This is a genomic window from Enterobacter cancerogenus, assembly GCF_019047785.1.
GTDB classification, from domain to species: domain Bacteria; phylum Pseudomonadota; class Gammaproteobacteria; order Enterobacterales; family Enterobacteriaceae; genus Enterobacter; species Enterobacter cancerogenus.
The window spans coordinates 4,274,453-4,298,387 of sequence record NZ_CP077290.1; the positions used below are offsets into that span (position 1 = coordinate 4,274,453).

Here is a 23,935-nt window from a genome sequence, read left to right on the forward strand (position 1 = left end):
GTTTAAACCACTTTGACCGGATGCCTGAAGGTCAGCACATCCCCGCCCGCGCTGGTGACCGTGATGGAAAGCCACAGCCAGCCGGTTTCCGGCGAGGAGACGTCCACATTCACAGCGGTTGCCCTTTTGTCATCAATCAGCGGCTGCAGCGCCTGTTCGGCATACTGGCGGGCCAGCGTGCGGGTCTGCGGCGTATCCTTCGCGCGGGCCAGTTCGTGCAGGCGAGACCCCATCTGCGGGTCAGCCCAGTAAGTGCCCTTGCGGATGCGCAGACGCAGCCAGACCGCGTTATGCAGGTCGGTACAGCGTTTTCCGGTGTAATCGCCGGTAGTTTGATCGATATAGGCGTCCATAGCGGGCAGAATGCCGCAGGGGCGGTCAGGCAGGAAGGTACGGGGGTGAAGCGGCTAAGTCCGGGGCGATGCTGCCCCGGCAATAATCCTAGTTGCGTGGTTTACCTGACGGGCCATCCGGGGTGTCGTGGATATGCGTCCCAATCTGCACACCGTTGATGGTGACCGCAACCGAGGTGATGGTGCCGCCCGTATGGCTGATATTACCCTCAAACGAGGCCGTCACGCCACCTTCAGCGCCTTTAATGACCATACCGCCGTTGCCGCTGATAAGCCCCTGTACGGTCAGCTTCTCCGAGGTACTCAGCTCCGGCGTGGTGAACGCTGCAGACTCCGAGGCGTTAACCTTCATGCGCTTGCAGTTCAGCTCCCAGTCGTCGCAGGTGACAGCAATGATGCGGTTACGTTTCAGGACGATGCTGGCTCCCTCATCGGTATAGATGGCCACCTCGCCGGACTCCAGCCCCTGCAGACGGTAGCTGCTGTGTTCGGTGGCAATCACGATCCCGTGACTGGTTCGTCCGCCCAGCGGCAGCACAATCGCCATCGCACCCTCTGGCGGTACGGTGGTGAAACCGTACTGCTGGAACATCTCAATGCCTTCCAGCCCTTCAGGGGCCAGTCCGGCCACCTGCGCGGTCTGTACGCCCCCCGTGGTGGTGATACGGGTCAGCACGCCACGAAAGGCCAGACGTATGCCGCTGAGCGCCTTACGGATGCGTTTATCTACCAGTCCAGAAAAATCAGGCATTGTCGACCTGCTCCCATGTTGTCCACAGTCCCTTGTCTTTTTTGCCGCGCCGGTGTCCCTTGCGATGGCCGGACTTCGGATATGCATCCGGCAGCCAGATACCGTCCTCACGCAGCAGTAGCGAGGTTTCCTGCCGCTGGCCACGACCGCCCCGGAAGGTGCGGCGCATGATGAAGTAAACGTCGTCGACTCCATGGACGTCGCTTTTAACGTAAACCCGCTGGCCCGGCGCCCACAGCGTGCCGTTCGCGGTGGTGAAGCCCCGCAGGGTGGCCGAGAGCGCAAAACCGTTCAGCCTGGCATCTGCCTGCAGCTTACGGGCGCGAAACTGCACCTCTTCATCGCTCTGTGAGTCACCCTCTACCACGATGCGCGGGCGGTAGAGCGTCATGGTGGTATCTTTCACCGTGCATTTGCGGTTGGCCTTGCCGTCTTCATGCCCGGTGCCGTGACCCTGCGCCAGTACTGTGGTCTGAGAGTATCGCCCGCTCATATCGGTACGCTTGCCCAGCCTGAGCAGGTTATTGTTCTGCCCGTTACGGTGCATGATGAGCGTGTCCACCGGCGTGGCACTGTAGTCCGGCCCGCCGATAATCAGCGTGCCGTCCGGGGCCATCCACGGCCACAGGCCACTCATTTCAGCGACGCGCTTCAGGGCGTCCCACGCGCTGTCTCCCGGCTCGATGCTGACCTTCTTCACGCTGCCGGGGGTCTCAGCCTGCATGCGGATAGTGGTCACGCCCAGCGGCTTAATCACCTGCGAGATAACCTCCTGCAGCGTCATTTCCTGTGCGGTAAAAATGGGGGCCGAACAGTCAACCAGTACCGCCGCTGCGTCGCGCCCGGTCAGCTCCAGCATATGCTGGCCACGGCTCACGTCGTGACTCAGCTCATCAATCATGCCGGTCATTATGGTGCTGTCGCCGTAGCGCAGCTCAGCTCTGGCTCCGGCCTCCACGTTCGCGGGCAACACCGGCTCGGCGGTGCCGACCGACAACTGCCAGCCGCCCGCAGGAGTCAGCAGGTCGGAATCCACCTCAAAGCGCTCCCAGTCGTCGTGCGACCGCCCCCCGATACGCAGCGTCAGGCGCTGCTCATCTTGCCCAGGCATACAGCACATCCCCCGGATTCAGGTTATTTGACTCGCGCAATGATGGATTAAGGCGGGCCAGCTGCGTGGCGCGGGACGCGTCGCCGTACCACTCAAATGCCAGCAGGGGCAGATTACAGCGGCGCGTCACCTGACGCTGCACCAACGGCGGCAACGCCAGAATCAACCCGCGAGCCTGCTCCTGGAGGTGCCAGGCGCTTTCCTGCAGCGCGGCAATGATGGCCTGATCCTGACGGGTGTCCGGCGTACCGGCCTGCTCGCGAACGGCAGTGGCCATACGCGCCGAGACGGACGCCCGCTGGGCCGCTATCGCCTCCACAATCAGGGTGCGCACATCGCCGGTAATGCGCTCAATATCGTTGGAGGACAGCGTCGGGGAGGCGTTCTCATTCACAAAGATATCGCTGGCCGTGTCGGTCATTTCGCTCACGGCCACCAGTCGGATGGCCTGGTTGATCATCTCCGTATCGCTCTGCGGCATCACGCTGGCGCGGCGTAGCGTGGAAGCGAATACGCTGCCGGAGGACATGGTTTGCTGCGAGGTGGTGCGCTGAGCCGGTAACGTCAGCATGGTGTCCTTCAGCCCGGTCAGGGCGTTCCAGTCCGACAGGCGGGAAGCCTCGCTCAGCGACAGCCGGTCAGTGAATGCACCGGTCAGGTGCTTCAGGTCGGAGATAAAGGCGGTCGGGTAGTCCAGATAGTCGAGGGCGCTGCCGATGGTGGACTGCACCTCGTTTGCCAGGGCGTTTACCACGTACTCGGCTGAGGCGATGATATTGGTGACGCGGGCGATATCCTGCTGAATATCGCGAAGCCGGTCCATTGCGTCCCCGAACCAGCCGATCGCGCTGTCGAAAATACTGTCGCCGTCTGCCTCGTAATGGGTGGTGGCGAACAGCGCATCGGGCTTACCGCTCTCCACAAAGACCAGATCGACGGTGACTGCGTTAACCGGCTCCACCTCATGGAATACTCCGGCCTCCAGAAACTGCACGTCCGGCACCGAGCCGTATACCGGGTGAACCAGCTCGCCGGTGCCCGCCGTTTTAAGGGCGTTTAAAAAGGCTTTAAGCTGCGTCTGGTAGCGGTTGCCCCAGAAGATAGCCTGCAGGCGGAAGTTCACCGCCTTCAGCCCCTGGTCTTCCACCTCTTCGCCGTCCCGGTACGGGTAAGCGTAGGACACGGTGTCCTTTGCCAGCGTGTCGCGGGTAAACAGACAGTCAAACTCCACGCCCCGGAACGAGGCGGGCATCAGCAGGTCAACGCCCAGAGCTGCGGCAATGTCGTTGATGGTCTCAGCCATTATTTTCTCCTTGATTCCACGTCCACACGGCGCAGCACTGTTTCGGTGACTTCGCGGCTGTCGAGGTAGATATTGGCCACAATTGGTTGCTGTGGCCCCTGTGGGGCGTAAGGCGCAGATGCGCCTGCTGCGGCAGGTTTGGCGGTATTGTTCTGCGAGAAAAAGCTTTTGATTTCATCAAAGGCATCCAGAAAGCCAACCGGCTTAGGCATGTTGTCCGGGATGTTGTAGCCGTCTGCTTTCAGCCGCTTAACCTTATCATCACCGCGCTCCAGGAACTGATCGTAAAACTGGCCCGCAGCCATGTAGCCTTCAGCCAGTGGTGCACGGACGACCTTGCCCAGCAGGCTTCCGCCTTTACTGAGCAGGCCTCCGCTTTTTGCAGCTGTTTCGGCGGCTTCTTCAGCTACGGCTGAGCCACCACCCCGTAGACGTTTCCACAGCTTCTGCCCGCCCGCCAGCGCCAGTGCCCCCAGCCCGGCACCACCTGCGGCCCCGATGCCCTGAATGGCGGAATAAGCCCCGCTGATCGCGGTGGTCAGTTTGGGAAATTCTTTCGCCAGCTCAGCCGCTTTATCAGCCGCCTCCCCAACCCACTTAGTGAAAGGAGAGGCAGTATCATTGGACGAAAAGGCCGCTTCGTTTTTGGCTTTGTTGACCTGAAATGCCGGGCTGTCCTTCACCAGCTCAAAGTCAAGGTCGGCTGAGGTTTTCCCGGCAGGCATATCAAACTGCTCGTTACCTTCCCCGACCAGCTTGTGGTAGTAGTCCTTGTTACGCTCCCAGTTCAGGAAGCCCATACGGGAATATTCATTGGTGAAGATTCTCCCCACGTTCTGGCCGTGAATCTGGTCGCGTCGTGCCTCCAGCTGCGCTCTGGCCTCTCCTGGAGCCGTCCGGGCAATCTGCTTATTCAGGTCCACGAACTGAGGATCGTGCTCATCCATGCTGCGAATGGCCCGGTCGACAGTATCCAGCGGGGTCAGCCTCTTCGCCGCGTCAGCACGCATCAGCGCACGAATATCAAGGCCGCGCTTGCCGACTTTGATTTGCTTGAAATTGTTGGCCAGTGTCGGTGAAGACAGCTCAGAGAGCAGGTTGGTGGTGAACGTCGCTGCTTCTTCAGGGGAGCCAGCACCGCGTGCAGCCGCCTCAAAAAGTGCAGCAACCTGTGAGAAGCCGGTGCGACCGTGCAGGCCAATGGACTTGGCAGACTCCAGCGCCTTTGGCATCTCTTTGGCCAGCAGTGGCACATCCACCATGCCGTTCTGCGCCATTGTGGTGGTGACACTGAGGCCTGCTCGCGCATCCTTTTCGTTAAGCCCAAAGTTAAACGCGCTGGACTGAAGGCTGGCGACAGAGGCCGCATCGGTTTCGGTTGCGGTGGCGTTCTTCATGACGCCAGGCAACGCCCGATAGGCCTGTTCTCTGGTCATGGTGCCGGAGCGGAGCATCACCTCCAGACCATGAAAAGCGCCATTGATATCGCCGCCACCGTCACGCAACGCGGCTTTGATCGCACTGTCGATATCTGCCATCCCCGACTGTCGTCCGGCCAGATTGTCATGCTTGTAGGCGAAGTTGGCCACCTTGCGCAGTTCGGAATCGTACTCCATCTGATTCTCGATGGGCTTGCGCATCACCATTGCACCGGCAACCAGACCGCCCCCGATAGCGCCCACGGTTTTGCCCACGCGGGCAAGGCGCTGATAGCTGCGTTCCGTCTCGCCCAGCTCGCGTCTGAGCCTGGCAACGGTCGCCTGCGTCTGGTTCCATACGCGGGTCTGTTCGCTGGCGCTCATGGTGCCGCTGCGGGAGAGACGGTTGTACGCGGCCAGCGTCTGGTTAATCTCGCGGCGGATGGACTGCTCGGAGCGAATACCCAGCGTTTCGCGGGCCTGCGCCTGTCGGCGGTACTCCTGCAGGGCCGGGTTCATCTTCTCCTGTACACGCAGCGTCTCGCCCATCTCCTGTCGCAGACGGGAGACCGTTGACTGCATGCGCTGGTAAGCCCGTTCCTGCTCCCTGACCGACAGAACGCCGCTACGCTCAAGTCGGTTATAGGCCGCGACCGTGCGGCTGATTTCCCGCTGGATGTTATGCTCTGAACGGATACCCAGCGACTCACGGGCGCTGGACATGCGGCGGAACTCTTCGGATAACGACCGGATTTTGGGCGTGGCGTTATCCTGCACGCCAAATTTAATCTGAGTATCAAAATCACGGGCCACGGGGCAGTCCTCTTAGCGGGAAGCAGCGCTGCGTGCCCTTTTACGGGGGCGACGCAGGCTGATAACGGTGCGGTTTTTCTGCCAGGCTTTGGGGTTTTCCCGGCGGGTGATGGCATCCAGCCATCCGGCCAGCTCTACAGCGCTGGCGCGTCGGATTTGCTCTTCTGTGATGCCGTATCGTCCGAGCCGGATGACTGTGTACCGGTATTCGGTAAAGCGCTGCTCATGGATTTGAGCTTTTTTTTCACCTCATCGCGCAGGGTGCGCAGGTAGGCATAATCCTCAGAGACCAGATTGTCGCAGAGCAACTGATAGGTAATGCTCTCAGCGGGAATGTCGCCAATCTTCGTCAGCGTGCGGGCCAGCACAGCAATCGGCACGCCAGCGTCAGAGACGCCGTCTTCAATCACGGCAATCTCGTCTCCGACCGTTGCCAGACCCAGTTCCACGTCCTGGTGGAGCTTGCCATCAAACAGAATGCCAACCGGCAGTGAACCTGTGCAGGTAATGTTCCCGGACATCATTATTCCTCAATTTTGTTAAGTGCAAAGGCGGTGATGTTGATACGCGCCTCGTTATCCACGGTGTACTGCTCACCGACCTGCGTGACAAACACGTCCTGATAGGTGGTGCGTTTGCCGCTGCCGAGCGGCGTCTGGGTCAGTTTTGCCCCGGCAATCTGCGCCCAGTTGACGGTGGTATCCTTTGGCACCACTGCCGTGATGGCCAGCTCCCACGTGGCGATACCCTGGGTATAACCTTTCGCGCGGCCAGTGCTGTTCATGGTCTTGACCAGCTTTTTCCCGGTTGTCTCGGTGGGGTTGAAGTCAGTGACTTCAACCTCCACGCTGTTAACGTCCAGGACAATCGAGCCTACGTATTCAAGGGCCATTGTCGTCTCCTTACATCAGATAAATGACGGCGGCGAACACATGCAGACCCCGCACGATTGCTGCCGGAATGGTGGCCTCCGCCCGCGTGTCGTCCTGAAGGCTGCGGGTGACGGTAAGCTGGTCTTTAAGCGCGTCGACGTTCTCCACAATCTCCAGCTGCTCCAGCGAATACAGCACATCAAGCAGTTCGGAGCGGATACGCGCAAGCCGGGCGTCCGTGAGCTTTTCTCGCGGGAAACGCTGGGTATAGCGGGTACGGCATGCCAGACGCACATAGTCGAGCGAGCGGATAATGGTGATATCCATAAGCGACCGGTCGGTCACGCCCGCAGCATTCTTCACATAAGTGCTGACCGCGCGCACGATACGCACCACGCTGCCGTCCACCTCAAACGGCGTCAGGCCGTTCATCAGGGCATTTTCCTGCTCGGTACGTCCCGGCCAGTTGTCCTGCGGCGTGATATCCAGCCCCGGTAAAGTCAGGGTGTTCAGCGGGCGGGCCGGATCGGATTCACTGGCCATCACCGCACCATAAATTGCCGCCAGCTCGCCGTTCGGCAGTGCCGAACCAGCATGCCAGCCGCAGGTAATACGCGGGGCGTTGACCTTGCTGGTCAGCGTAGTGCCGCTGGCAAGCGTCCCGTTCCAGCCGGTAACACCTACAGCCCCGCGCTGCTCAAGCGGCCCGGAGACGTTATCCAGATGCGCGGACAGCTTCGCCAGCGCATCATCATTAGTGTAAGGCAGCATAATCATCGTATGACCCGCCGCCCAGACCGCGCTGAAGGCCGCGTCCAGAGACGGGTCACCCTGACCACCGCTCATCGGAGCCATCTCCAGTGTCAGTCCGCTGGCCGTACTGGTTGCCGTGATCGCAATCTCATTGCCACATGTGCCTTTGTTCACTGCCGTAAAATTAAGGATCGGCGTAGCAGGGTCATCCTCGCCCGCTGGAGGAATAACACCGGTCTGGGCCGTGACGGGCAGACTCTGGTCAGCAGCGACTGCCGCCTCCAGGGCTTTGTAAATATCATCCGGGGTATCACCGCTGGCGACTGCCACATTGATTGATGTGCCGCAGACAGACAGGCGTACCTGCCCGGAGCCGGTGGCCTTTCCGCTGATTGTCAGTTTGGTATTGGCCGCCTGTGCGCCTTCAGCATCATCCAGCCCGACTACCGTCAGCTGAATGTACTGGTTTGCCTTGATCGCCGCGCGGGCCATACGATGCGCCTGTGAGCCACGCCCGAAGTACAGCGCCGCCTCATCGTCACTGAAGACATTCACCGGCGTGAGGACTTCAGCAGCCGTTGTCTGCGTCAGACGCTGGGCAATAATCAGCAGCTTCTGGTCGTTGGTGGCCAGCGCACGTGAGGCCAGCGTGGTGTTGAACGCGAAATAAGCGCCGGGCTTATAAATCGGGTTCGGAATAGTTGTAATATCCATAGTCATTTATCCGCCTTAGCTGCCGGAGCAGCAGGTTTAACTGCGGTTATATCGGACGGTTTTGCGTCAGCGGCCTCAGTTTCAGCGGGTTTAGCTGGCCCGGCATACGGCAACAGATCGCCATCCCGGAGACGGCGCTGCCAGTAGGCCGTCTCCGGTACGTTCACAGCCTCTTTGTCCGTGATGTAACGGTCAGGACGGCCTTCCACCGGCACCTGAATACCCTGGCGGGCAATTACCTTAATCATCGTTGTCAGTCCTGTTGTGCATGATATCTTCGGCGACCGGGTCAGCAACGCCGGGCTGGAAGTAGGCCATGCGGGTGCTTTCATGCCACGGCAGCGGTTTTTCGATGCGCCCCTTCCAGCGAACAAAGTCAGCGTCGTCATCGGTCGGCAGCTCCGGTGCAGGCCAGTGGCCGTTATCCAGTGCATCCTCCATCCACTGCGTGCTGAATACGCACTCGTAGACCGCCACGCCTTTTTCGTTAAACGCCTGCCCGGCTACGGGGCGCACGCCTTCAGGCTTCAGATAATCAATCTTCAGCCCCAAATCCTGCCCGGTGAGCAGGCGTCGCACGCTGCGAATGAGGCGATAGCATCCCGGCTCTTCAGTCCCCGGCCCGCCGTGGCGGAGCGCCTCATTGCTGCGCAGGTTGTAATCCACGACAAAGACGCTGAAGCGACCGGTGACGAGGAAGCGGCGGCGGGAGGTGTCATGTGCCCGGCTGTTAGTGATGCCTGAAAACACCACGCACACGCCGGGGAGCTGCCGCAGGGCAGCGCCGATGTCTGTGGCCAGCACGTTCCATGTCACTACAGGGTTGTTGACCATCCGGCCCAGCCCCTGCTGCAGGCGTTCACACAGCGCTTTTTCGATGGTGGTAATCATCAGTACGCCCCTCCACCCGTGCGGTTACGGCTCCACAGATCGTCGCCACCGGAATAAAACTCGACGGTCGGCGTCGAGGCGTCGACGGTGCCGCCGTTCTCCGGGTTTGAGCCGATACCGGCTTTGCCGCTGGCAACCAGCTTCAGCCAGCTGATAGCATCCTCGTAGCGCAGGCGGATCACTTCGTTGCAGGTATGCTCGTTACCGGTCAGCAGGTAACGGGCGATATCACAGCAGTAATCACGCAGCGCATCGGGCACCTGCCGCAGCGGCAGGCGATAGCGGGCACCGATATACGCATCAATCCTGCCGCTCGCCGACCGGAGGTGGCGGGCGAGACGCTCATCATCCGTCTCATCACTGTTCCATGGCGCTGACACGCTGACCGCATCACGCTCTGTGAAATAGGTTTTGTAGTCCTCCGGGGTGGCGTAGCTCATGGTCAGTTCCCTTTACCGGTGGAGCCGTAAGCCATCTGCCAGTAGCCGAACGCAGCGGCACCGCGAGACTCAACGCCGTATTTATACTCAGCCCGCATAAAGACGTCGTCCGAGTCCATATTGGTCTGGGAGACAAAGTCCGGGGATTCACGCTCCTGGAAGATAAGCGGCTTCAGCACTTTGGTGGTGTCGAGGAGATACCACTCGGTATCGGTTTTCAGATCCTGAATCACCAGCACTTCCGCAGAGCCTTTGTAGAGGTTCGGCTTACCGTCTTCCAGGCGTTCAGCGGTCATCAGCGTCCTGGCGACATCTTCCAGCGCCGGAGGGACAACCAGTACATCCGGAGTGATGTTCAGCGGACGGTCGTGGCGGTCTTTCAGCTTTTTCATACTGGTGCGGGCCGCACCAAAGGACGCTTTCGCTTCAGCCTGAGACGCAACGGACAGCGGTGCCTTACCCATGTTGCTGTAGGTTTTGTCACCAATAACGTGTTTGTCGCTGAAGAATGGCTGACCATCGTAAGCCTTCTCGGTGAAACCTTTGGTCAGTAACTCAAACACAATCTCATGTGGCCACATCGCCGCGCTTTCACCTGCACCCGCAGCCTGAATGCCGTAGATACCCAGCTGGTCATCCTTGATGTGATTGCGCTTGACGACAACCGTGGCCTCAAAATCCTTGTTCGGTACGGTAAAGTCCTGTTTCAGCAGCTTGGTCAGTTGCTTCTCACCAATCCACTCGCGCATCTTGGGGAACATCTCAAGCCACGCGTAGTAGTTCGCCGCTCCCGTGGAAGGGATGCGGGTTGCCACGCGCTGCCACTGGGGTTTACCCAGCGTCAGACCGTTCTGAAACGACTTTTTAAGGTTCAGAAACAGCACGCTGAGATTGGCTTTGTTGATTGCAGCCATAATATTTTCCTTATAAATCAGTAAATCCAGACGCCGTCACTTTCGATCAGGATGATTTTCCCGGCGCTGCTGCGGGTCGCTTCACCGGCAGGCGTCTCGCCTTCAGCAGGCGTACCGCCGTTTTCAGCAGACAGCGTCTGGTTATCGACGATGTAAGCGCGGCTGAGCAGACTGGCCTGAGTGATGGTGCCATCGCTGGCCCACTTGAATGCCTTATTGGCGCGAACGTTGATAAGCTGCGCACCATCGTCACCGGCGCTGTTATCCACGGACTCGTCGGCACAGCCCGCATATTTCAGGGTGGCATCCTCCTTGCCATTGACGGCAAAGCCGGTCGCGTTTACACAGACGATGGCTCCCATCGGGATAACTTCGCCTTTGGCAACGGGCACCGGCACCAGAATGCAGTCGCGCCATGCCGTGTCGCGGGGTTCAGTGATAGCGGTCATTTTTTCTCTCCGGTCAGGTCTTCAGCGGTATTACCGAACTGGCTGCAGATAGCCAGCTGCTCGGCGTTCAGTTCGACGCTATTGTCCCGGCCACCCTCAAACGTCATACCATCAGACTGCAGCTGTGACAGAGCCTTGATGGGCTTACGGGTGCTGATCATCTTTTCCATCAGCGCATAGTTGCTCTTGCCCAGCTCGCGCAGGTTGTCTTCATCCGCACCTTTCATCACGCGCCCGTCACTCAGGGCGGCGGTCAGCAGGGTCTCGACCTTGTCGCCCTGAATCTGAGAGGACAGAGAGGCCAGTTCATTACGGAGATCGTCCACCACGGCCACAGGCACAAATTTGGTGGGGTCAGGCGCACCGGTCTGCGCGGCAGACAGGGCGGCAATCTTCGTCTGACCTTCCTGAATGGCCTGGTCTTTTGCGGTCAGCTGTGCCTTGTGAGCATCAATCAGCGCACCGATGCTGGAGCAGTTGGCCTCTTTGAGCTGATTGTTCTGCAGGTCTTCCAGTGCGGTCTGAATAGCCGCCTCATCAGCCTCCTGCTTCAGCCCCATGATGGCGCAGAGGGCGAGACGCAAATTTTCGTTCATCGGTTTTTCTCCGTTATCAAAAAACATTAAGGACGCCGCCACCTGACGCATCCCGTCCAGCACCGGCATATTGGTGAGCGCGGCGTTGACCAGCTCCCGCACGTTTCCCTGCTCGTCATAGCGGAAGGTCGGCGATACATAGCGGTATTCATCAGCCTGAATCAGCGAGGCGGCACGTTCAGTCCACTTGACGTCAGCAAACAGGCCTTCACCCTCCACCCAGGTCAGAGACTTGAACCAGCCTGACGCAGGCACCGGGCCACTGGCCTGTGGGGCATTCAGGGACTGGTGCTCATAGTCAAACTGGTAGTCATTCACCCGGCTGTTGGCGGCATCAATCAGACGCTGTGCCAGTGAGGCGTCCAGGAACCAGCGCTGACCACCTGACGGCGCACCAAACCAGCCAGCCGGAAACAGCTGAATACGGGCGGTGTTGTCCTTGTTGATGCCTGAAAGTGAGGCGGTGGCGAGCTTCCACATCGGTGTATTGCGTCCTGAAACTGTCAAAGTGAGGACAGGATAGGTGGCAGGCTAAATGCCCGACAGTTACAGGGGTGAAGCGGTAATAACAGGGGGAGGAATCAGGGGATTAAGACAGTAACACCGTGGCTGCATGGCGCAACCCCGTTTAAAACCCGTTTAAATCGCGCAGAATGGCGTTAAAACAATGCAGGGGTAATACGTTACCCCCGAAAGCGAAAAAACGCCACAACGGCCTTTTGTGGGCTTATCAGTCTTCCCCGCCAAGATGGTCAATGACCGCCTGGCGGATGGCGTCGTTATCATCATCCGTCAGGCTGAGGAAAGGACGGGCCGGAATATCTGAACCAGGGTGGTTGACCTGACTCGCAAAGCGTCCGTTAAAGTACAGCGCTTTTTTGTTGCGGGGGCGGATGATGTGAGGGCGCGTTTTCCCTCCCATCTGGTGGATTCGGGCATAGACCACATTGGTGCCCACCACCGCCTGATCGTTATCGGCGAACGGCTCAATTGAGCCGTGCAGGCGTCCGGTATTCATCAGCGGCTTGCCGTCTCGATATTTAAGCGGCTTCCACGCCGGACGCCCGCCCTGAACAAAGTTCTCATCCACCGCATCGAGCATGATACCCGCGACCTTATTCATCAGCGGCTCACGGTGCTGGCAACGTGCGGCCAGCTTGTCGAGCCAGTCGCGGAACTCGTCAGAAATATCGATATCGAGCTTCATGCATTCCCCTCCGGCAGCGTACCGTCAATCAGTCGGGCGCGTGCGACGGCTGCAGGTGACCACGGCACCGAGGATACAGGTTCAAAGCTATCAGCGCTGCGGGCAAGCGTGACCACGCTGTAACCGGCTAAATCCTCCACCACCATCAGCAGAGCCTCGCCGCGCTGCAGCACGGCCACCGGGTAACGAAATGCCGATGCCAGACGTCCAAGCCACGACGCACCGGCTTCCCGCAGGCTGACAGCCGTTTGCGCCGGTAAGGTGATAACCGGCGACGGCAGAGTCGCACTGTCACTGATTGCAGCCAGCACCAGCGGTGATAATGCACCGGCGCGGCGAAAATCCCTGCCGGGTCGCGCAGGCAGCGAGCGCACCCAGCTATCAAGATCGCGGTTCATTGCCGTGGCCAGCCGGTTATTGCGCAGCGTTTCATACACTGCCTGCGCGGCAAGGCGTGGAGGGGCATCAACGCTTTTCTCCAGGAGGGACTGACCCAGCCCGGCCAGATACCCACGCCCCGGATTAAGGTGAAAGCCCGCGTCCGGCACCAGCAGTTGCCCGGTCTTAGGATCACGATATGCTTTAACGGGACGCATCTCGCCATCCAGACCATAAGGCTGCTGCACGGTCACCAGCCGGTCGTCACTGCTTTCAGCGCCCAGTGGGTGATTTTTCATCTGTGCTTCGGTCAGAGCGCGAACCCAGCAGCGGCAGTTGTAACCGTTCGGCGGGTAGATGGTCTGCCATATCGGGTCGTCCCAGCGGAATACCCGGCCATTAAGCGCCGCATGCGTTGGGCGGGTGCGGTTATCCATGACCGCGTTATATTCCCAGTAAGGGCGGTCGGCGACATTGCGCATCTGCTGCTGATACCGGCCTGCAGCATACGCCGACTGAATATTGGTGCGAAAAATCGTATCAAGGCGGTACGGCATCAGCTTTTTGCCCTGCAGCACGCCATCGTCATCGGCAACCAGCCCGCGTCCCAGCCAGCCCTTACGCTGCAACAGCGGCTCCAGTTCATCCTGGAACTGACGGAAACTCATCCCCTCCGTGAGCGAGCGCGTCAGGCTGTTCTGGATATCGCTGAGGACGTCCAGCTTCGTGATACCGGCCACCGCAAACTCCACCGCGTGAGCCTCGTCCTGCATATCCTTCCAGCTCATGGTGGGCGCTAACCCTTTTGACTGGAAGTAAGCTATCGCCCGCGCCGGTGGCAGGGTCATGGCAAAACCTGCATTAATCTCAGGCATTCTGCTGCCCCATGAAGTCTGCGACAAAGACCGCCTGACCGACCAGCTCGCGCAGGGCCATATCGTCCAGCGCTGGATAGCTGGCTGCAAGAAGCTCGTAAACCTCATCCGGGCTTCGGGCGGCTTTTACCTTCGTAATTAGCGGTTTCAACATTGCTTCAGCAGCGGCAGTGGCCTGAATGGCCAGAAGCTGCGGAGCGGCATCCAGCTGTAGCTGTACGTTGTCAGTTCCACTCTGCGGCACAGAGAGGGCTGCAAGACGGGCCTGCATGACCTGAGACAGTGCGGCGTCACCGGCCTGCTGGCGGGCCAGCGGTTTCAGGATGGTCTGTCCCTCCTGAGGCAGCGGGATACCGCTTTTCTCCGAGACCCAGTCAGCGGTAATGTCAAAGCCCGCCTGCTGGGCAGTGTTCACTACCGTCATCAGACGCTCAAGGTCAACGGACTCGCGGGCATCAAATTCCAGATACGGTGCCCGCTCCGGGTTAAAACGCCCGTTTATCGCCAGCACTGGCCACAGCAGCTGTTGGGTCAGCGTCTCCGCCGACATCCATGCATCACCGACGAGGAGATCGTGACGGATTTCGTTATGCACATTTCCTAGCGCATTGGTCGACGATTTGCCGTCAGCCTGGCTGGTCAGCGTCCCGCCGAGAATGACCTTTGACTGTACCTTCTCGCACCAGCTCACCATATCCAGGAAAGGCGCACTCTGGCCTGCAGACGGAGAGACCAGCGAAATTTCAGCATTAGACGGAATGATGCCGCCGCCTTCGCGGGCCAGCATGCGGATACCGCGAAGCAGGTTCAGCCGCTCCCTGTCGGTCATGGAGGCATCATACTTACCGATACGGAATGGCAGGCCGTAGAGGTTCAGGAACTGCGCCCAGTCGCGGGCAGACAGATTCTTGAACAGGTACGTCCAGACCAGCACGCGGAACAGGCCACTCTGCGCCACCGGGCCGGATTTTGACTTGTGCTTATGCACGATCCAGCCCATATTCCACAGTTCCTCGCCGCCCACGCCGCCACGGTTCAGGCGGATACTGTCAAGGTCGTTCTGCGGCATCGTGAAGGCCCGCGCCGGTCGCTTGTGGAACGCTGACGGAAGCCAGAGTGACCCTTTGCGGCCCCATTCGATCTCAATGCACGAAAAGCCGTGGCCGATGGCATCCAGCATATCCATCAGCATCTCGCGGAAGCCCGGCAAATGGCGCAGCCACCAGTCGGCCTCCGCCGCGACTTTCTTCTCCGCCTCGGTCGCATCCGGGGGCGGTTTGACGGAAAACGGCAGCGTCAGCAGCGCACGCTTACGCTTTGACAGCTCGGCGAACAGGTGGCCGTCGCGCTCTTCCATATCGGTAAACAGGTCGCTCTGTGCCTGAATGTCGCCCTGTTCGGCAGCGCTGAACAGGGCATACACCCGCTGAATATCCAGCCCCGTAGAGGGGTGCGTAGCAGTATCACCATAAAGAAAATCATCGCCACTGCTCTGCATGGCCTGTGTGTTATCGCGGGAAAAAAAACGTTTAAACGCGGTTTTAATGTCCATTTACCATCCTCCAGACCCGAACCCGTCAGAGCCATAATCGTCGTCATCGTCATGCCTGCGGCGCGAGGGAGAATCCGACTCCACCGCCTCCAGCTGGCTGACGGGAATAAATTCAAAGTTACCCACGCTGGTCGACGCGATGGCAAACAGCATATGCAGCGCATCCGGGCCGTCATCGTGGTCAGCCATCGGGAAATGCATCAGTTGTTCACGCAACGTGGCGAGCGCACGGGCGATCAGAATGTGCTCGCTCTCCATAAAGGGCTGCAGGGATTCAATACGTCCGGCCTTGTCGGTAGAAGGGATCACCGAGCGGGCCGGAACGGGGACCCCCGCCTTCAGGGATTCTTCTATCAGCGTCTCGCGCAGGAAGTCCTGGAACTGCACCGACTCAAACGCCCACGCTACGCAGCCAAACTCACGCTGCAGCTGGATAACATCGGTAATAATCTTTTTAGGGCGGCGCACGCGAATATCGGCACGGACGACCTTCAGCACTTTTTTGATGCGGTGCCATCCGCCAATCAGCAACGCGCTGGGGTCGTTACCCCGGCTGTTGTGCTTGCCGAGCGACGGGTCGCAGGCACCGAAGTAAATCAGGTCAGGCTCCAGCTCCCGCCACTCATGGATACAGCCGTGGAAGATGGCATGCTCGCCGCTGACCGGGTCATTCTGGTATTCCGCATCGAAAGCGCGGGTGCCTACGCGCACGCGGATCAACATCAGCGCCAGCAGTGGGCGAGCGGCCCAGGAAACGCGGGAGCCTTTCAGCAGCGCTTTTTCATGACGGTTATAGAACGCCTTCGCAGCATTTTTACCCTTACCACGCAGCACCGCTTCCCACTCATCCCACAGCGCCAGATTCTCAGGCCACGCGAGGATTGCCTGGAAACGCTTCGCGTTCCACAGCGGGTTTTTCATGGTGCGGGCCAGCACGGAATCGTAGTGCAGGATTGACCCGACGTAGATAACATCGAGCTTCACCCCGGCCCCGCCCAGCGGCAGCACCGTGCTGTTCAGCCACTTCTCCAGCTTGTCACGCTGCTTTGGTGTCACCACGTTCTCGTCGTTTTCGAGGTCATCGAGGTGAACCAGGTCAGGACGATATGCGCCGTGCTTACGGCCACGCAGACTCTGTCCCTGACCAGCCGATTCAATTTTGATGCCCGACGCAGTCAAAATGCAGCCGATACGCCACACCCGTCCCTGTCCGCAGGCCTCCGGGAAGTCCAGCGCCAGACCGGCGTTATAGAGCAGCTCGGCCTTAATCACCTCAAGAGACTCTGCCGACTGAGCGGACGTGTCGAAGGCGATTATGATAAATTTCTTCAGCTCAAGAACGACGCACCACAGGTCGAACAGCTGCTGACCGAGGGTGGTTTTGGCTTCACCACGCGGGGCGGCAATAACGTCATTCTCACTCTCAGGGCTGGTGACAATCTGCGGCAGGCGCTCATACAGATACTCGTGCAGCGCACTGGTTTCCGGGTGATGGAGGTGATGCTTAAAGTAGGTGTTTACAAAGAAGCGAAACCCGGTCACCGGATGGCTGACCTGTAACCGGCGAGCCTGTATCGCCTCCGGGCTGCTGTCCAGACCACAGCTTGCGCTCTCTATGCGGTCGCGCAGTTCCCCCTGAATGCGGGCAATCTTCTCGCGAAAGGCTTTAAGCGAAGTTTTTGATGCCACAGATAACTAACCTCTTAAAAATAAAGCCCCTCTGTGCCAGGATACTGCTGCCAACAATGACCCTTTAAACAGAGAGGCTTTATGTCTGATACAGAAAAAATCACCATCGAACAGAAGATTGAAATTGCCCGTCTGGCGACCGAGATTTATATGACGGAATACCAGTCCGGGCATAATCACTCAGCGGCAAAACTAAGCAGAGCCGAAACAAACCAGATGTCGAGCGATGTGCTGGAAATCGCCGTCGAGAAGCAAAAGTTGCACGACATACGGACTGACTTTCAGCACATTTATCAAACACTGGAAACGGCTATCGCCGGTAATTCAGACGATCGGTAATGAAATCTACGGCTCCACCGGGGCCGTATACCACCTGCAGTGCCACCCACAGGTCATCCATAAACCCCGAGTGCTTCAGGCCGTCGCCAAACTCCTGCCGGAGCAAATCGACAATCCGGTTAACCTGAGCCTGACCATAGGCCAGCGGCGCTTTTTCTGTGCAGGCTCTGGCGGCGCATTTCATATCGGCCACGGTGGTTGATGCTATTTCTCGGGGCTGGCAGCGGTTAAGTGCTTCAATAATCCCGGACTTCACCTTACGGGCAGCGGCTTCATCCTTCGTACAGACGAAATAATCACTACAACCATTGAGAGTGACGATAACATTTGCCCCTGAGAGCATGAGGCGGGTGATATCTCCGGCGCGAACCGAAAGGCGATCATCAAGCTCAATCATTGGGTTAGCCATATTTTTTCTCCACTATCTGCTGAAACTCAGGTAATACGTCCAGAAAGCCCGCCATCAGCGCCGGGTGCTTATCGCTGAGAAAGGCGGCTAAATCCTCCACCACGCCCGCCGCGACGATCAGACGGTCGGTCTCCGGCAAAATGCGCTTACTGGCGGCTATCATCTTGTTAAAGCCGTCCTGCAGCTTTGCCAGCAGGCTGGCGTAATCATCGGCTGGCAGTGCGGCCTGACCGTCTGCACCTTCACGGGCCTTGCGCAGCTGTTCCATCGCATGCTTATGGTGCTCAAGGAACTCCAGCAGCAGGTCACGGGTGATATCCTCCGGCACACCGGACGACAGGCGGCGGGCCGCACGCTGTTTGTCCCAGTCGTCGCCGTTCTCCCGCGACTCACGCCGCCAGCGGATAACCGACGCCACACTGACCCCGTGCATCGGCCCCAGCACTTCGGGGGCCATCCCCTGCGCAATGTAATCGCGCCTGATGGCATCCCTTACCGCTTTCGGGTGCGCCATTAGCGTGCCCCCTGACCATCAATCAGGCGGTCAATACGCTCTCCGGTGCGCTCCATCGACTGCTTGATTTCCCCAAGCATGCTCATGATTTTTTCCTGATCGCGCAGGGCATCCGATTTAAGCTGAAACACGGTATACATCTGGCGGTTATCCTCGCGCAGGCGCTCAATCGTCGCGTGAAGGTTCTTGATCCAGAAGGTGAACCCAAACGAGAACAACCCCAGCAGAGCGGTCTGCCAGAACTCGGCAAGATGGGCTGCATCCATTTCTATTTGTCCTTATCCGGCACTGGCCAGAAAAATGCCTCAAGGGCGTGAAGTTTCGCGGCGTTCGCCTGACACCAGGCGCCGTAGTCGGTTGCATGCCGCAGCAGGGCGTCCGGGGAGAGGCCCGGAGTGTTACCGGCATACGCGCCGGGCGCGGGTGGCATCGGGGCCACCGTGACCATCGCTCGCGGAGGTTTACTGCCCTGAACTATCACCGGCGCTGGCGTTACCACCACCGGCGTATCCGAGGGCTTTGGTGTAGAGCTGCAGGCTGTGAGGCCCAAGCCCGTTATAACCACAGCCAGAAGCCTGCTTGTCCTGATTGTCATCGCTGACCACCTTACTGATATTCAGCTGCAGCAGACTGCTGGTCTGCTTCAGCTCAAATTCTTTATCAGCCAGCTGCAGGGCGAGCCGGTCAGCCCGCTCACGCTGCTGGCGCTCGCCATCTCTTGCCTGCAGCAGTGCCTGCTGTCCGGCCTGAGCCAGCTGCTGGCGTTCATCCGCACGGGCCTGTTTCTCTTTGGCCAGCGCCGTATCGCCATCCGCCTTAGCGTCTTTATGCCCGGAGTCATAGCCGGTGCTGTGCAGCCACCATCCCGCTCCGGCCAGCGCCGCGCAAAGCACGACGCCGGGTAAAAGACGGGTTAACAGCCATTTAGCTGCGCTATTCATCCTTGCCTCCCGCAGGCCGGGCAACAGGCACCTTCAGCTTCTGGTGAACCTGCACGCCTGCATGTGTTACCCAGGCACCGAGATACAGGCCCAACGCAGCATCAGGTTGCCTGTCCATCACCACGCAGATAAGCAGCGCCAGCGAGCTGACAACCAACGCCACCATGGTGGCCGTATCGGTGGTGGACAGTCGTCCCTGCGGATTAGTGATTAACTCAGCGAGACGGTTAAGGAGCGCCATCAGTACGATCCCCCGGAACATCACGCGGCTGTAGCCGGATACTGTGCAAAGGGAAGCTGGAAGTGCGGGCCATCTTTCAGCGTTTTCCAGTCGCCACCCCACTCAACGGGGATGGAAAGCTCAACTGAAGCCTGTTTGAACGCCTGCGCAATCTGCTGATAGAGCGGCATATCCCACGAAATATCACTACCGACATACGCCACAACGTCGACCGCATGCCCGGTAAGGTGGCGGCTGTTCATGGTCTGGCTGCTGCCCTGAGCAACCATCTGTTTCTGGCGTTCCTGAGAGCGGAGACCTTCGGTGATACCAAAATCAACGGGAGACAGTTCCAGCGCACGGCGGGTCACTTTCACCAGGTCAGGGTGAACACCCTGCAGGCGGGACTCGCTGCGCTGACTGAAGCGGAAAGAAGACATAAAAAAACCCTCACAAAGTTTGTGAGGGTTATTGTGATGGGTGGCGTAACTCAGGGCATGATACGGGGGTGAAGCGGTATACCATCAGAACAGTGCCCCCTGTGCCGGGGGAGAAACAGCCTGACGGCGGCTTGCCACAATGGCCCATGCACGGGTGTTACCGATGCCGTATTTGGGGCCGAGCACCGTGAGCGCCATACGCAATGATTCGCCATCGGCCAGCATGCTGTCAACCTCGGCGAGAAAACAGCGGTTGCGCCACTCGCGCAGCGCGTCGGCACAGCGGGGGATCACCAGCGAGCTGTCACCGCCGAAACGCTTAACAAGCTGGCGGGTGTTCTCTTCGCCGATAACCTCCCGCAGCATGGCCAGACGGCGCTCGCCAGTGCCGCGCAGCCCACGACCAACCGGGAAACAGGCACCACCAAAGCGCTCAATCAGCCGCTGCGTGGCGGGGAAGCCAATCACATCGGCTATCTGGCGGGCGGTATCCGGCAGCAGCTCTTCGAGGGATTCAAGGTCGAACTCGCGCATATTACAGCCTCCCGTGACGCTTCGCGTCAACAATCAGCATTTGCATCAGCTTACGCACCTGATCGTCATTCAGCCACTCAACCGGCTTTTTCTCGCCCAGCATGCGCTCCACGATCCCATCCAGATAACTCCACGGGCGGTTCGCCTCCGCCAGCATGGCCTCAATCTTGCCCAGCATGGCTTTACGGCCTGTTGCCACACGGGGGCGGCGTCCACGAGAGGACGGCGCAAAGCCCTGTGTGCGCATGTACAGCACCACTTTTTCGAGTTCGGCAGTGGTACAGTCACGCGCCGAACGTTTGCCGGTCTGGCGGGTCAGTACATCGCGATAGGTTTCATCATCCCAGCCGAGGGAGGATTTGCCGGTGTGAACGATACGGATCAGATTTGCTTTCATGGGTATCCCGTGGCCGTCAGATGTCCATAAGGAGCTTGAGATCAATCTTCTGCACACCGCATAGTGGTGCGGCCTGATTAGCCATCTCGACTGCGGCCCGCATCTCCTCTTCAGCCCTGACGGCATCCTGCTGCAGAGCGGTCAATTCCGGCACATCAATAGCCACAGCACACAGGTTTTTCAAATCACCGGCTTTACGTTCCAGCATGGCAAGCCTGAGGCGACGACGATCTGCCGCGTCCTGAGCCTGTTTTTTATAGGCGGTGTACTCGCCGAGTTTGGCATAGTTGGTCATGGAAAATTCTCCGGGAATTTAAACGAAAAAGCCCCGCACTGGGCGGGGCTTTGGGCCATTTCAAATTGTGGTGAACAGTTTTAACAAATTAATTGGATCACAACTGGATAATATTGTCAATTAATAACCAGATAACATACCAGCATGATACCAGTGCCGCGAAGACTTCAAAGGCAATTCTTAACATCAACTACAGTGACCACACCACAAAAGCCGCCAGCGACGAACAAACTGCAATTACCAGGCAAATCATACAATCAGAAACAACCACCTGAACCCCCGTCAGTTACGCATTCTGGGGCTGCCGAGCACCCACGCTGCGCCCCACAACACGACCAGAATAAACGTTGCAACAATCCAAAGAGCCATAAAGTCGTATCCATCTAGTCATCACTCATACGGAACAGACACCACGCAAAAAACGTGGCGATCGGCACGGTAGCGAGATAAAGCATCAGCATCAGAAACATGAGGACCTCAAATATGATTCACTGAGGTTATTATCTGCCGTTATTGTTCAATCTTATATCAACGGCTGAGATCTAATTGGCGGCAGGTATGGTGACGAAGCCCGAACCCTATAAACTGAATGCGGCACTGGAGAATGCCCCAAGGAATATTATGAAAATTGATTTTGATGAACTTAAACGACAGTTGTCGCTGTTTTTAGATAGCCCGGAAGCATTCATCACGCTGGATGATCTAGGCTATGACACAGCAGAGGGAGATCGCGAGCAAAGGCTACTTTTTCACACCCTCCTGCTGGTTGAGAATGGACTTATCAGTGACAGCAAACTCCGCATCGGCGATCCAGCCTATGTTGGATTCGTTTACAGCAGCAGGGGTATAGGTTACAGAAACGTGAAAATCAGGCTTACACAAGATGGTCATGATTTTGCTAAAGCGCTTTATCAGAAGCCTGTATTGGAGAGGATTAAAAAAGAGCTTGCTGACGCCCCGTTTGAGCTGGTGAAAGACGTCAGCAAGCAGTGGTTAACGAAGGTTATTAAGGAAAGAATCGGTATTGAGTGACATCAGTAAATACCGCGATGTAATGAGATTTTAACTAACTGCTCCAGTGCCGCAATTCCGATACGTTGATCTGAACTTTCCGCAAGCGCTCGCAACCGCCGAACCAGCCACGCCCGACAGAGGGAGTGCGTCACCTCAAGTTCAGAATCATGCCGCATCCATTCAGGGGATACGGCGCTGGACTCATCATCAAGGTGGCGAGTAAGTGCCGAAACTTCACTCGCAGTATACCCGCTGACCATCAGGTCATTTTCAATAAAATCACGGTCAGTCATATCAATTTTAGTCGTCATACCTTACTCCTCCCATTCTGTGCCGCGTTTCCAATCGTTAACTGAATCCGCCAGCTCTTTCGATAATTTACTGATTTGCTCCGCCTGCACTTCCAGCAGCGACATCACCCAAGTATCCAGCCCACCCCAGTGCTCTGACATTTCGAGCAAATGGCGCTCGATCGTCGCCAGACGACGCAGGTGGCTGCGGGCGGTTTTAACGTGTTCAGCATACGGATTAGCGCTGGCCATGACTTACGCCCCATCTTTTTTTGTGCTGAATAACAGCAGCCTTCATTGATGCCTGGACTGTTTTATTCAGAATCCGGTGATTACGGTTGTCGTAGAACCTCAAGCGCGAAACAACTGGCAGGGTCGGGCACTCAACAACAGAACTCCCATCATTAAGACGATACTCGTGCCGTTCGCCGGGCTGAGGATAAATTGCTTCGGAGACTCTAAGCAGCATTATTGCCTCCCGATAGCCAGCGGCTGTAAGTCATCATGGCCGCCAACACCATGATGAAGGCGGGCATTTTTCCCCGCGAGATATCCAGCTCCAACGGCATCGTCGGAACCTCGACAGGACTTAGCTGATCGGGCTTCACCTTCGCAAAGCCCTTTTTCTGCATGGAGCTTTTTGGTGTAGCGCTCCAGCATGCCCTTTTCTTCTGGAGACATTCCGAAAGAGGTAATTGTCCCGGATGCGCCACCGACCCAACCCTCACAGAACTGGTCACCACGCGCAATTCGGGTCGCAGGTTTACAGCGTTTACAGTGTCTGGTTTGATATTCCTTGCGGGCCAGTTTCATCTGGCGGGAGAGCACATCGAAGGCATATGCCGCAATCTCTGCACGCTGGCCGGGGCCATAAAAACGCATAAACCTTTTAAGGCTGCCGGTGCTGCGCCATGAGCCAGAGAAATAGCATTCAACACCAAAGGCCCGGCAGATCATATTGGCAAGGTGGTGCATATACGCAGGGGACCTGGCTGCATCACTCGGTGCGCCTGCGCTGTCCGCGGTGTTGATCGTGGCAAATTCAACATTACTCTCATTCAGGCCATACTCGCGCATAAAGGCCTGGGCTTTTGCCATCGCGTTAGCTGCCTCTTCCGGGCTGGAGGTCCCCCTGGCGAGGCGAAGGAGCTTTTTAATTTTTGCGAGATATTTTTCTTTGTTCACGGGCACACCACCATTTCATTAAGAGAAATAAACTCATTGAATACTGTTTTACAAAAATGGCATTCAACGACGATATCGAGCTGCTGCACATCATGGGTGGCGGCATCAGCCTTTAGTTCCAGAACGGCAGTGTGCTCACACTGAGGGCATTCTGAATCAAGCAAAATATTCATTAAATAACCTCTGATAGAGTTTCAGGCGTAAACAGTCCCCTGACGGTTTACGCCATAATTAAACGATGCTTAATTTCGGTTTAAATTCAGCCCGCAGGCGTCAGT

34 protein-coding genes are annotated in these 23,935 nt (G+C 58.0%); 2 read left to right on the top strand and 32 right to left on the bottom strand.

What is annotated here, in order from left to right; genetic code table 11:
* Positions 1 to 2: 2 nt before the first annotated feature.
* From I6L58_RS20170 to terL, 18 genes are all read right to left on the bottom strand, one after another.
* Positions 3 to 353: a phage GP46 family protein gene (locus tag I6L58_RS20170; protein ID WP_088208032.1), complete on the bottom strand. Its 351-nt coding sequence runs from the start codon at positions 351 to 353 to the stop codon at positions 3 to 5.
* An 88-nt stretch (positions 354 to 441) separates the two neighbouring features.
* On the bottom strand, positions 442 to 1,104 hold the full coding sequence (locus I6L58_RS20175; RefSeq protein ID WP_088208033.1) for a phage baseplate assembly protein V: 663 nt from the start codon (positions 1,102 to 1,104) through the stop codon (positions 442 to 444).
* On the bottom strand, positions 1,097 to 2,215 hold the full coding sequence (locus I6L58_RS20180; protein ID WP_088208034.1) for a phage baseplate assembly protein: 1,119 nt from the start codon (positions 2,213 to 2,215) through the stop codon (positions 1,097 to 1,099). Before I6L58_RS20180 ends, I6L58_RS20175 begins: the two co-directional genes overlap by 8 nt.
* Complete coding sequence (locus I6L58_RS20185) at positions 2,199 to 3,518, bottom strand: DNA circularization protein (RefSeq protein WP_088208035.1); 1,320 nt, start codon at positions 3,516 to 3,518, stop codon at positions 2,199 to 2,201. Before I6L58_RS20185 ends, I6L58_RS20180 begins: the two co-directional genes overlap by 17 nt.
* The gene (locus I6L58_RS20190) at positions 3,518 to 5,749 is read right to left on the bottom strand and encodes a phage tail tape measure protein (RefSeq protein WP_088208036.1); all 2,232 of its coding nucleotides are present in this window, start codon (positions 5,747 to 5,749) and stop codon (positions 3,518 to 3,520) included. Before I6L58_RS20190 ends, I6L58_RS20185 begins: the two co-directional genes overlap by 1 nt.
* Before the next feature lie 134 nt (positions 5,750 to 5,883).
* Positions 5,884 to 6,273, bottom strand: coding sequence for a hypothetical protein (locus I6L58_RS20195; RefSeq protein WP_088208037.1), 390 nt, complete (start codon positions 6,271 to 6,273; stop codon positions 5,884 to 5,886).
* Complete coding sequence (locus I6L58_RS20200; protein ID WP_070135268.1) at positions 6,273 to 6,641, bottom strand: phage tail protein; 369 nt, start codon at positions 6,639 to 6,641, stop codon at positions 6,273 to 6,275. The genes I6L58_RS20195 and I6L58_RS20200 overlap by 1 nt, the downstream gene beginning before the upstream one ends.
* 10 nt (positions 6,642 to 6,651) lie before the next feature.
* A complete protein-coding gene (locus I6L58_RS20205; protein WP_088208038.1) occupies positions 6,652 to 8,094 on the bottom strand; it encodes a phage tail sheath C-terminal domain-containing protein in 1,443 nt (480 codons plus the stop codon).
* A complete protein-coding gene (locus tag I6L58_RS20210) occupies positions 8,091 to 8,336 on the bottom strand; it encodes a DUF2635 domain-containing protein (RefSeq protein WP_088208039.1) in 246 nt (81 codons plus the stop codon). The genes I6L58_RS20205 and I6L58_RS20210 overlap by 4 nt, the downstream gene beginning before the upstream one ends.
* Positions 8,329 to 8,979, bottom strand: a complete 651-nt coding sequence (locus I6L58_RS20215; RefSeq protein WP_088208040.1) for a phage protein Gp37 — start codon at positions 8,977 to 8,979, stop codon at positions 8,329 to 8,331. The genes I6L58_RS20210 and I6L58_RS20215 overlap by 8 nt, the downstream gene beginning before the upstream one ends.
* On the bottom strand, positions 8,979 to 9,419 hold the full coding sequence (locus tag I6L58_RS20220; RefSeq protein WP_088208041.1) for a gp436 family protein: 441 nt from the start codon (positions 9,417 to 9,419) through the stop codon (positions 8,979 to 8,981). Before I6L58_RS20220 ends, I6L58_RS20215 begins: the two co-directional genes overlap by 1 nt.
* 2 nt (positions 9,420 to 9,421) lie before the next feature.
* The gene (locus I6L58_RS20225; protein ID WP_088208042.1) at positions 9,422 to 10,333 is read right to left on the bottom strand and encodes a Mu-like prophage major head subunit gpT family protein; all 912 of its coding nucleotides are present in this window, start codon (positions 10,331 to 10,333) and stop codon (positions 9,422 to 9,424) included.
* Between the two features lie 17 nt (positions 10,334 to 10,350).
* Positions 10,351 to 10,782, bottom strand: coding sequence for a hypothetical protein (locus I6L58_RS20230; protein ID WP_088208043.1), 432 nt, complete (start codon positions 10,780 to 10,782; stop codon positions 10,351 to 10,353).
* Positions 10,779 to 11,858 carry a phage protease gene (locus I6L58_RS20235; protein ID WP_088208044.1) on the bottom strand — a complete coding sequence of 360 codons (1,080 nt, stop codon included), beginning with the start codon at positions 11,856 to 11,858 and terminating at the stop codon, positions 10,779 to 10,781. Before I6L58_RS20235 ends, I6L58_RS20230 begins: the two co-directional genes overlap by 4 nt.
* Positions 11,859 to 12,108: 250 nt before the next feature.
* Complete coding sequence (locus tag I6L58_RS20240) at positions 12,109 to 12,585, bottom strand: phage virion morphogenesis protein (RefSeq protein ID WP_088208045.1); 477 nt, start codon at positions 12,583 to 12,585, stop codon at positions 12,109 to 12,111.
* A complete protein-coding gene (locus I6L58_RS20245; protein WP_088208046.1) occupies positions 12,582 to 13,838 on the bottom strand; it encodes a phage head morphogenesis protein in 1,257 nt (418 codons plus the stop codon). The genes I6L58_RS20240 and I6L58_RS20245 overlap by 4 nt, the downstream gene beginning before the upstream one ends.
* Positions 13,831 to 15,390 carry a DUF935 domain-containing protein gene (locus I6L58_RS20250; protein WP_088208047.1) on the bottom strand — a complete coding sequence of 520 codons (1,560 nt, stop codon included), beginning with the start codon at positions 15,388 to 15,390 and terminating at the stop codon, positions 13,831 to 13,833. The genes I6L58_RS20245 and I6L58_RS20250 overlap by 8 nt, the downstream gene beginning before the upstream one ends.
* Complete coding sequence (gene terL, locus I6L58_RS20255) at positions 15,391 to 17,079, bottom strand: phage terminase large subunit (RefSeq protein WP_088208048.1); 1,689 nt, start codon at positions 17,077 to 17,079, stop codon at positions 15,391 to 15,393. It lies immediately after the preceding gene.
* Positions 17,080 to 17,160: 81 nt separating this feature from the next.
* On the opposite strand from terL, the gene I6L58_RS20260 reads away from it, so the two are divergent.
* On the top strand, positions 17,161 to 17,418 hold the full coding sequence (locus I6L58_RS20260) for a hypothetical protein (RefSeq protein WP_088208049.1): 258 nt from the start codon (positions 17,161 to 17,163) through the stop codon (positions 17,416 to 17,418).
* Here I6L58_RS20260 and I6L58_RS20265 read toward each other — a convergent pair.
* The 10 genes from I6L58_RS20265 to I6L58_RS20310 all read right to left on the bottom strand — a co-directional run bounded on the left by I6L58_RS20265 (position 17,390) and on the right by I6L58_RS20310 (position 21,168).
* Positions 17,390 to 17,827: a hypothetical protein gene (locus tag I6L58_RS20265; protein ID WP_088208050.1), complete on the bottom strand. Its 438-nt coding sequence runs from the start codon at positions 17,825 to 17,827 to the stop codon at positions 17,390 to 17,392. The genes I6L58_RS20260 and I6L58_RS20265 overlap by 29 nt on opposite strands.
* Positions 17,820 to 18,341, bottom strand: coding sequence for a DUF1804 family protein (locus I6L58_RS20270; protein WP_088208051.1), 522 nt, complete (start codon positions 18,339 to 18,341; stop codon positions 17,820 to 17,822). Before I6L58_RS20270 ends, I6L58_RS20265 begins: the two co-directional genes overlap by 8 nt.
* Entirely contained in the window at positions 18,341 to 18,607 is a 267-nt protein-coding gene (locus tag I6L58_RS20275; protein WP_088208052.1) for a hypothetical protein, read from the bottom strand. The genes I6L58_RS20270 and I6L58_RS20275 overlap by 1 nt, the downstream gene beginning before the upstream one ends.
* A 2-nt stretch (positions 18,608 to 18,609) precedes the next feature.
* Positions 18,610 to 18,771 (bottom strand): hypothetical protein, encoded by a 162-nt coding sequence (locus I6L58_RS20280; RefSeq protein ID WP_254082133.1) that lies wholly within the window; start codon positions 18,769 to 18,771, stop codon positions 18,610 to 18,612.
* A gap of 31 nt (positions 18,772 to 18,802) precedes the next feature.
* Positions 18,803 to 19,282 (bottom strand): hypothetical protein, encoded by a 480-nt coding sequence (locus tag I6L58_RS20285; RefSeq protein WP_088208054.1) that lies wholly within the window; start codon positions 19,280 to 19,282, stop codon positions 18,803 to 18,805.
* On the bottom strand, positions 19,275 to 19,523 hold the full coding sequence (locus I6L58_RS20290; protein ID WP_254082134.1) for a DUF2644 domain-containing protein: 249 nt from the start codon (positions 19,521 to 19,523) through the stop codon (positions 19,275 to 19,277). The genes I6L58_RS20285 and I6L58_RS20290 overlap by 8 nt, the downstream gene beginning before the upstream one ends.
* A gap of 20 nt (positions 19,524 to 19,543) precedes the next feature.
* A complete protein-coding gene (locus I6L58_RS20295; RefSeq protein ID WP_088208056.1) occupies positions 19,544 to 19,942 on the bottom strand; it encodes a M15 family metallopeptidase in 399 nt (132 codons plus the stop codon).
* A gap of 84 nt (positions 19,943 to 20,026) precedes the next feature.
* Positions 20,027 to 20,476, bottom strand: coding sequence for a hypothetical protein (locus I6L58_RS20300; protein ID WP_088208057.1), 450 nt, complete (start codon positions 20,474 to 20,476; stop codon positions 20,027 to 20,029).
* A 1-nt stretch (position 20,477) separates the two neighbouring features.
* Positions 20,478 to 20,873 (bottom strand): gp16 family protein, encoded by a 396-nt coding sequence (locus tag I6L58_RS20305; RefSeq protein ID WP_088208058.1) that lies wholly within the window; start codon positions 20,871 to 20,873, stop codon positions 20,478 to 20,480.
* 16 nt (positions 20,874 to 20,889) lie between these two features.
* Positions 20,890 to 21,168, bottom strand: a complete 279-nt coding sequence (locus I6L58_RS20310; RefSeq protein WP_088208059.1) for a hypothetical protein — start codon at positions 21,166 to 21,168, stop codon at positions 20,890 to 20,892.
* 621 nt (positions 21,169 to 21,789) lie between these two features.
* On the opposite strand from I6L58_RS20310, the gene I6L58_RS20315 reads away from it, so the two are divergent.
* Positions 21,790 to 22,200, top strand: coding sequence for a DUF2513 domain-containing protein (locus I6L58_RS20315; RefSeq protein ID WP_088208060.1), 411 nt, complete (start codon positions 21,790 to 21,792; stop codon positions 22,198 to 22,200).
* A gap of 2 nt (positions 22,201 to 22,202) precedes the next feature.
* On the opposite strand, the gene I6L58_RS20320 is transcribed toward I6L58_RS20315, so the two are convergent.
* The 4 genes from I6L58_RS20320 to I6L58_RS20335 form a co-directional block, all read right to left on the bottom strand.
* A complete protein-coding gene (locus tag I6L58_RS20320; protein ID WP_088208061.1) occupies positions 22,203 to 22,493 on the bottom strand; it encodes a hypothetical protein in 291 nt (96 codons plus the stop codon).
* A gap of 3 nt (positions 22,494 to 22,496) precedes the next feature.
* Positions 22,497 to 22,724 (bottom strand): hypothetical protein, encoded by a 228-nt coding sequence (locus I6L58_RS20325; protein ID WP_088208062.1) that lies wholly within the window; start codon positions 22,722 to 22,724, stop codon positions 22,497 to 22,499.
* A gap of 216 nt (positions 22,725 to 22,940) precedes the next feature.
* Positions 22,941 to 23,657 carry a DUF2786 domain-containing protein gene (locus I6L58_RS20330; protein WP_088208397.1) on the bottom strand — a complete coding sequence of 239 codons (717 nt, stop codon included), beginning with the start codon at positions 23,655 to 23,657 and terminating at the stop codon, positions 22,941 to 22,943.
* Positions 23,654 to 23,830 carry a hypothetical protein gene (locus I6L58_RS20335; protein WP_176399416.1) on the bottom strand — a complete coding sequence of 59 codons (177 nt, stop codon included), beginning with the start codon at positions 23,828 to 23,830 and terminating at the stop codon, positions 23,654 to 23,656. Before I6L58_RS20335 ends, I6L58_RS20330 begins: the two co-directional genes overlap by 4 nt.
* Positions 23,831 to 23,935 lie beyond the last annotated feature (105 nt).

Bases quoted from the DNA above. Each gene is read 5' to 3' on its own strand.
- I6L58_RS20260 (WP_088208049.1), top strand. From the start codon at position 17,161: ATGTCTGATACAGAAAAAATCACCATCGAACAGAAGATTGAAATTGCC.
- I6L58_RS20250 (WP_088208047.1), bottom strand. From the start codon at position 15,390: ATGGACATTAAAACCGCGTTTAAACGTTTTTTTTCCCGCGATAACACA.
- I6L58_RS20305 (WP_088208058.1), bottom strand. From the start codon at position 20,873: ATGAAAGCAAATCTGATCCGTATCGTTCACACCGGCAAATCCTCCCTC.
- I6L58_RS20235 (WP_088208044.1), bottom strand. From the start codon at position 11,858: ATGTGGAAGCTCGCCACCGCCTCACTTTCAGGCATCAACAAGGACAAC.
- I6L58_RS20175 (WP_088208033.1), bottom strand. From the start codon at position 1,104: ATGCCTGATTTTTCTGGACTGGTAGATAAACGCATCCGTAAGGCGCTC.
- I6L58_RS20300 (WP_088208057.1), bottom strand. From the start codon at position 20,476: ATGCGCGAGTTCGACCTTGAATCCCTCGAAGAGCTGCTGCCGGATACC.
- I6L58_RS20290 (WP_254082134.1), bottom strand. From the start codon at position 19,523: ATGGCGCTCCTTAACCGTCTCGCTGAGTTAATCACTAATCCGCAGGGA.
- I6L58_RS20210 (WP_088208039.1), bottom strand. From the start codon at position 8,336: ATGATTAAGGTAATTGCCCGCCAGGGTATTCAGGTGCCGGTGGAAGGC.
- I6L58_RS20320 (WP_088208061.1), bottom strand. From the start codon at position 22,493: ATGACGACTAAAATTGATATGACTGACCGTGATTTTATTGAAAATGAC.
- I6L58_RS20275 (WP_088208052.1), bottom strand. From the start codon at position 18,607: ATGGATGCAGCCCATCTTGCCGAGTTCTGGCAGACCGCTCTGCTGGGG.
- I6L58_RS20225 (WP_088208042.1), bottom strand. From the start codon at position 10,333: ATGGCTGCAATCAACAAAGCCAATCTCAGCGTGCTGTTTCTGAACCTT.
- I6L58_RS20185 (WP_088208035.1), bottom strand. From the start codon at position 3,518: ATGGCTGAGACCATCAACGACATTGCCGCAGCTCTGGGCGTTGACCTG.
- I6L58_RS20325 (WP_088208062.1), bottom strand. From the start codon at position 22,724: ATGGCCAGCGCTAATCCGTATGCTGAACACGTTAAAACCGCCCGCAGC.
- I6L58_RS20310 (WP_088208059.1), bottom strand. From the start codon at position 21,168: ATGACCAACTATGCCAAACTCGGCGAGTACACCGCCTATAAAAAACAG.
- I6L58_RS20220 (WP_088208041.1), bottom strand. From the start codon at position 9,419: ATGAGCTACGCCACCCCGGAGGACTACAAAACCTATTTCACAGAGCGT.
- I6L58_RS20205 (WP_088208038.1), bottom strand. From the start codon at position 8,094: ATGACTATGGATATTACAACTATTCCGAACCCGATTTATAAGCCCGGC.
- I6L58_RS20335 (WP_176399416.1), bottom strand. From the start codon at position 23,830: ATGAATATTTTGCTTGATTCAGAATGCCCTCAGTGTGAGCACACTGCC.
- I6L58_RS20315 (WP_088208060.1), top strand. From the start codon at position 21,790: ATGAAAATTGATTTTGATGAACTTAAACGACAGTTGTCGCTGTTTTTA.
- I6L58_RS20215 (WP_088208040.1), bottom strand. From the start codon at position 8,979: ATGATTACCACCATCGAAAAAGCGCTGTGTGAACGCCTGCAGCAGGGG.
- I6L58_RS20245 (WP_088208046.1), bottom strand. From the start codon at position 13,838: ATGCCTGAGATTAATGCAGGTTTTGCCATGACCCTGCCACCGGCGCGG.
- I6L58_RS20230 (WP_088208043.1), bottom strand. From the start codon at position 10,782: ATGACCGCTATCACTGAACCCCGCGACACGGCATGGCGCGACTGCATT.
- I6L58_RS20195 (WP_088208037.1), bottom strand. From the start codon at position 6,273: ATGATGTCCGGGAACATTACCTGCACAGGTTCACTGCCGGTTGGCATT.
- I6L58_RS20200 (WP_070135268.1), bottom strand. From the start codon at position 6,641: ATGGCCCTTGAATACGTAGGCTCGATTGTCCTGGACGTTAACAGCGTG.
- I6L58_RS20280 (WP_254082133.1), bottom strand. From the start codon at position 18,771: ATGCCACCCGCGCCCGGCGCGTATGCCGGTAACACTCCGGGCCTCTCC.
- I6L58_RS20265 (WP_088208050.1), bottom strand. From the start codon at position 17,827: ATGGCTAACCCAATGATTGAGCTTGATGATCGCCTTTCGGTTCGCGCC.
- I6L58_RS20285 (WP_088208054.1), bottom strand. From the start codon at position 19,282: ATGAATAGCGCAGCTAAATGGCTGTTAACCCGTCTTTTACCCGGCGTC.
- I6L58_RS20170 (WP_088208032.1), bottom strand. From the start codon at position 353: ATGGACGCCTATATCGATCAAACTACCGGCGATTACACCGGAAAACGC.
- I6L58_RS20270 (WP_088208051.1), bottom strand. From the start codon at position 18,341: ATGGCGCACCCGAAAGCGGTAAGGGATGCCATCAGGCGCGATTACATT.
- I6L58_RS20295 (WP_088208056.1), bottom strand. From the start codon at position 19,942: ATGTCTTCTTTCCGCTTCAGTCAGCGCAGCGAGTCCCGCCTGCAGGGT.
- I6L58_RS20240 (WP_088208045.1), bottom strand. From the start codon at position 12,585: ATGAAGCTCGATATCGATATTTCTGACGAGTTCCGCGACTGGCTCGAC.
- I6L58_RS20180 (WP_088208034.1), bottom strand. From the start codon at position 2,215: ATGCCTGGGCAAGATGAGCAGCGCCTGACGCTGCGTATCGGGGGGCGG.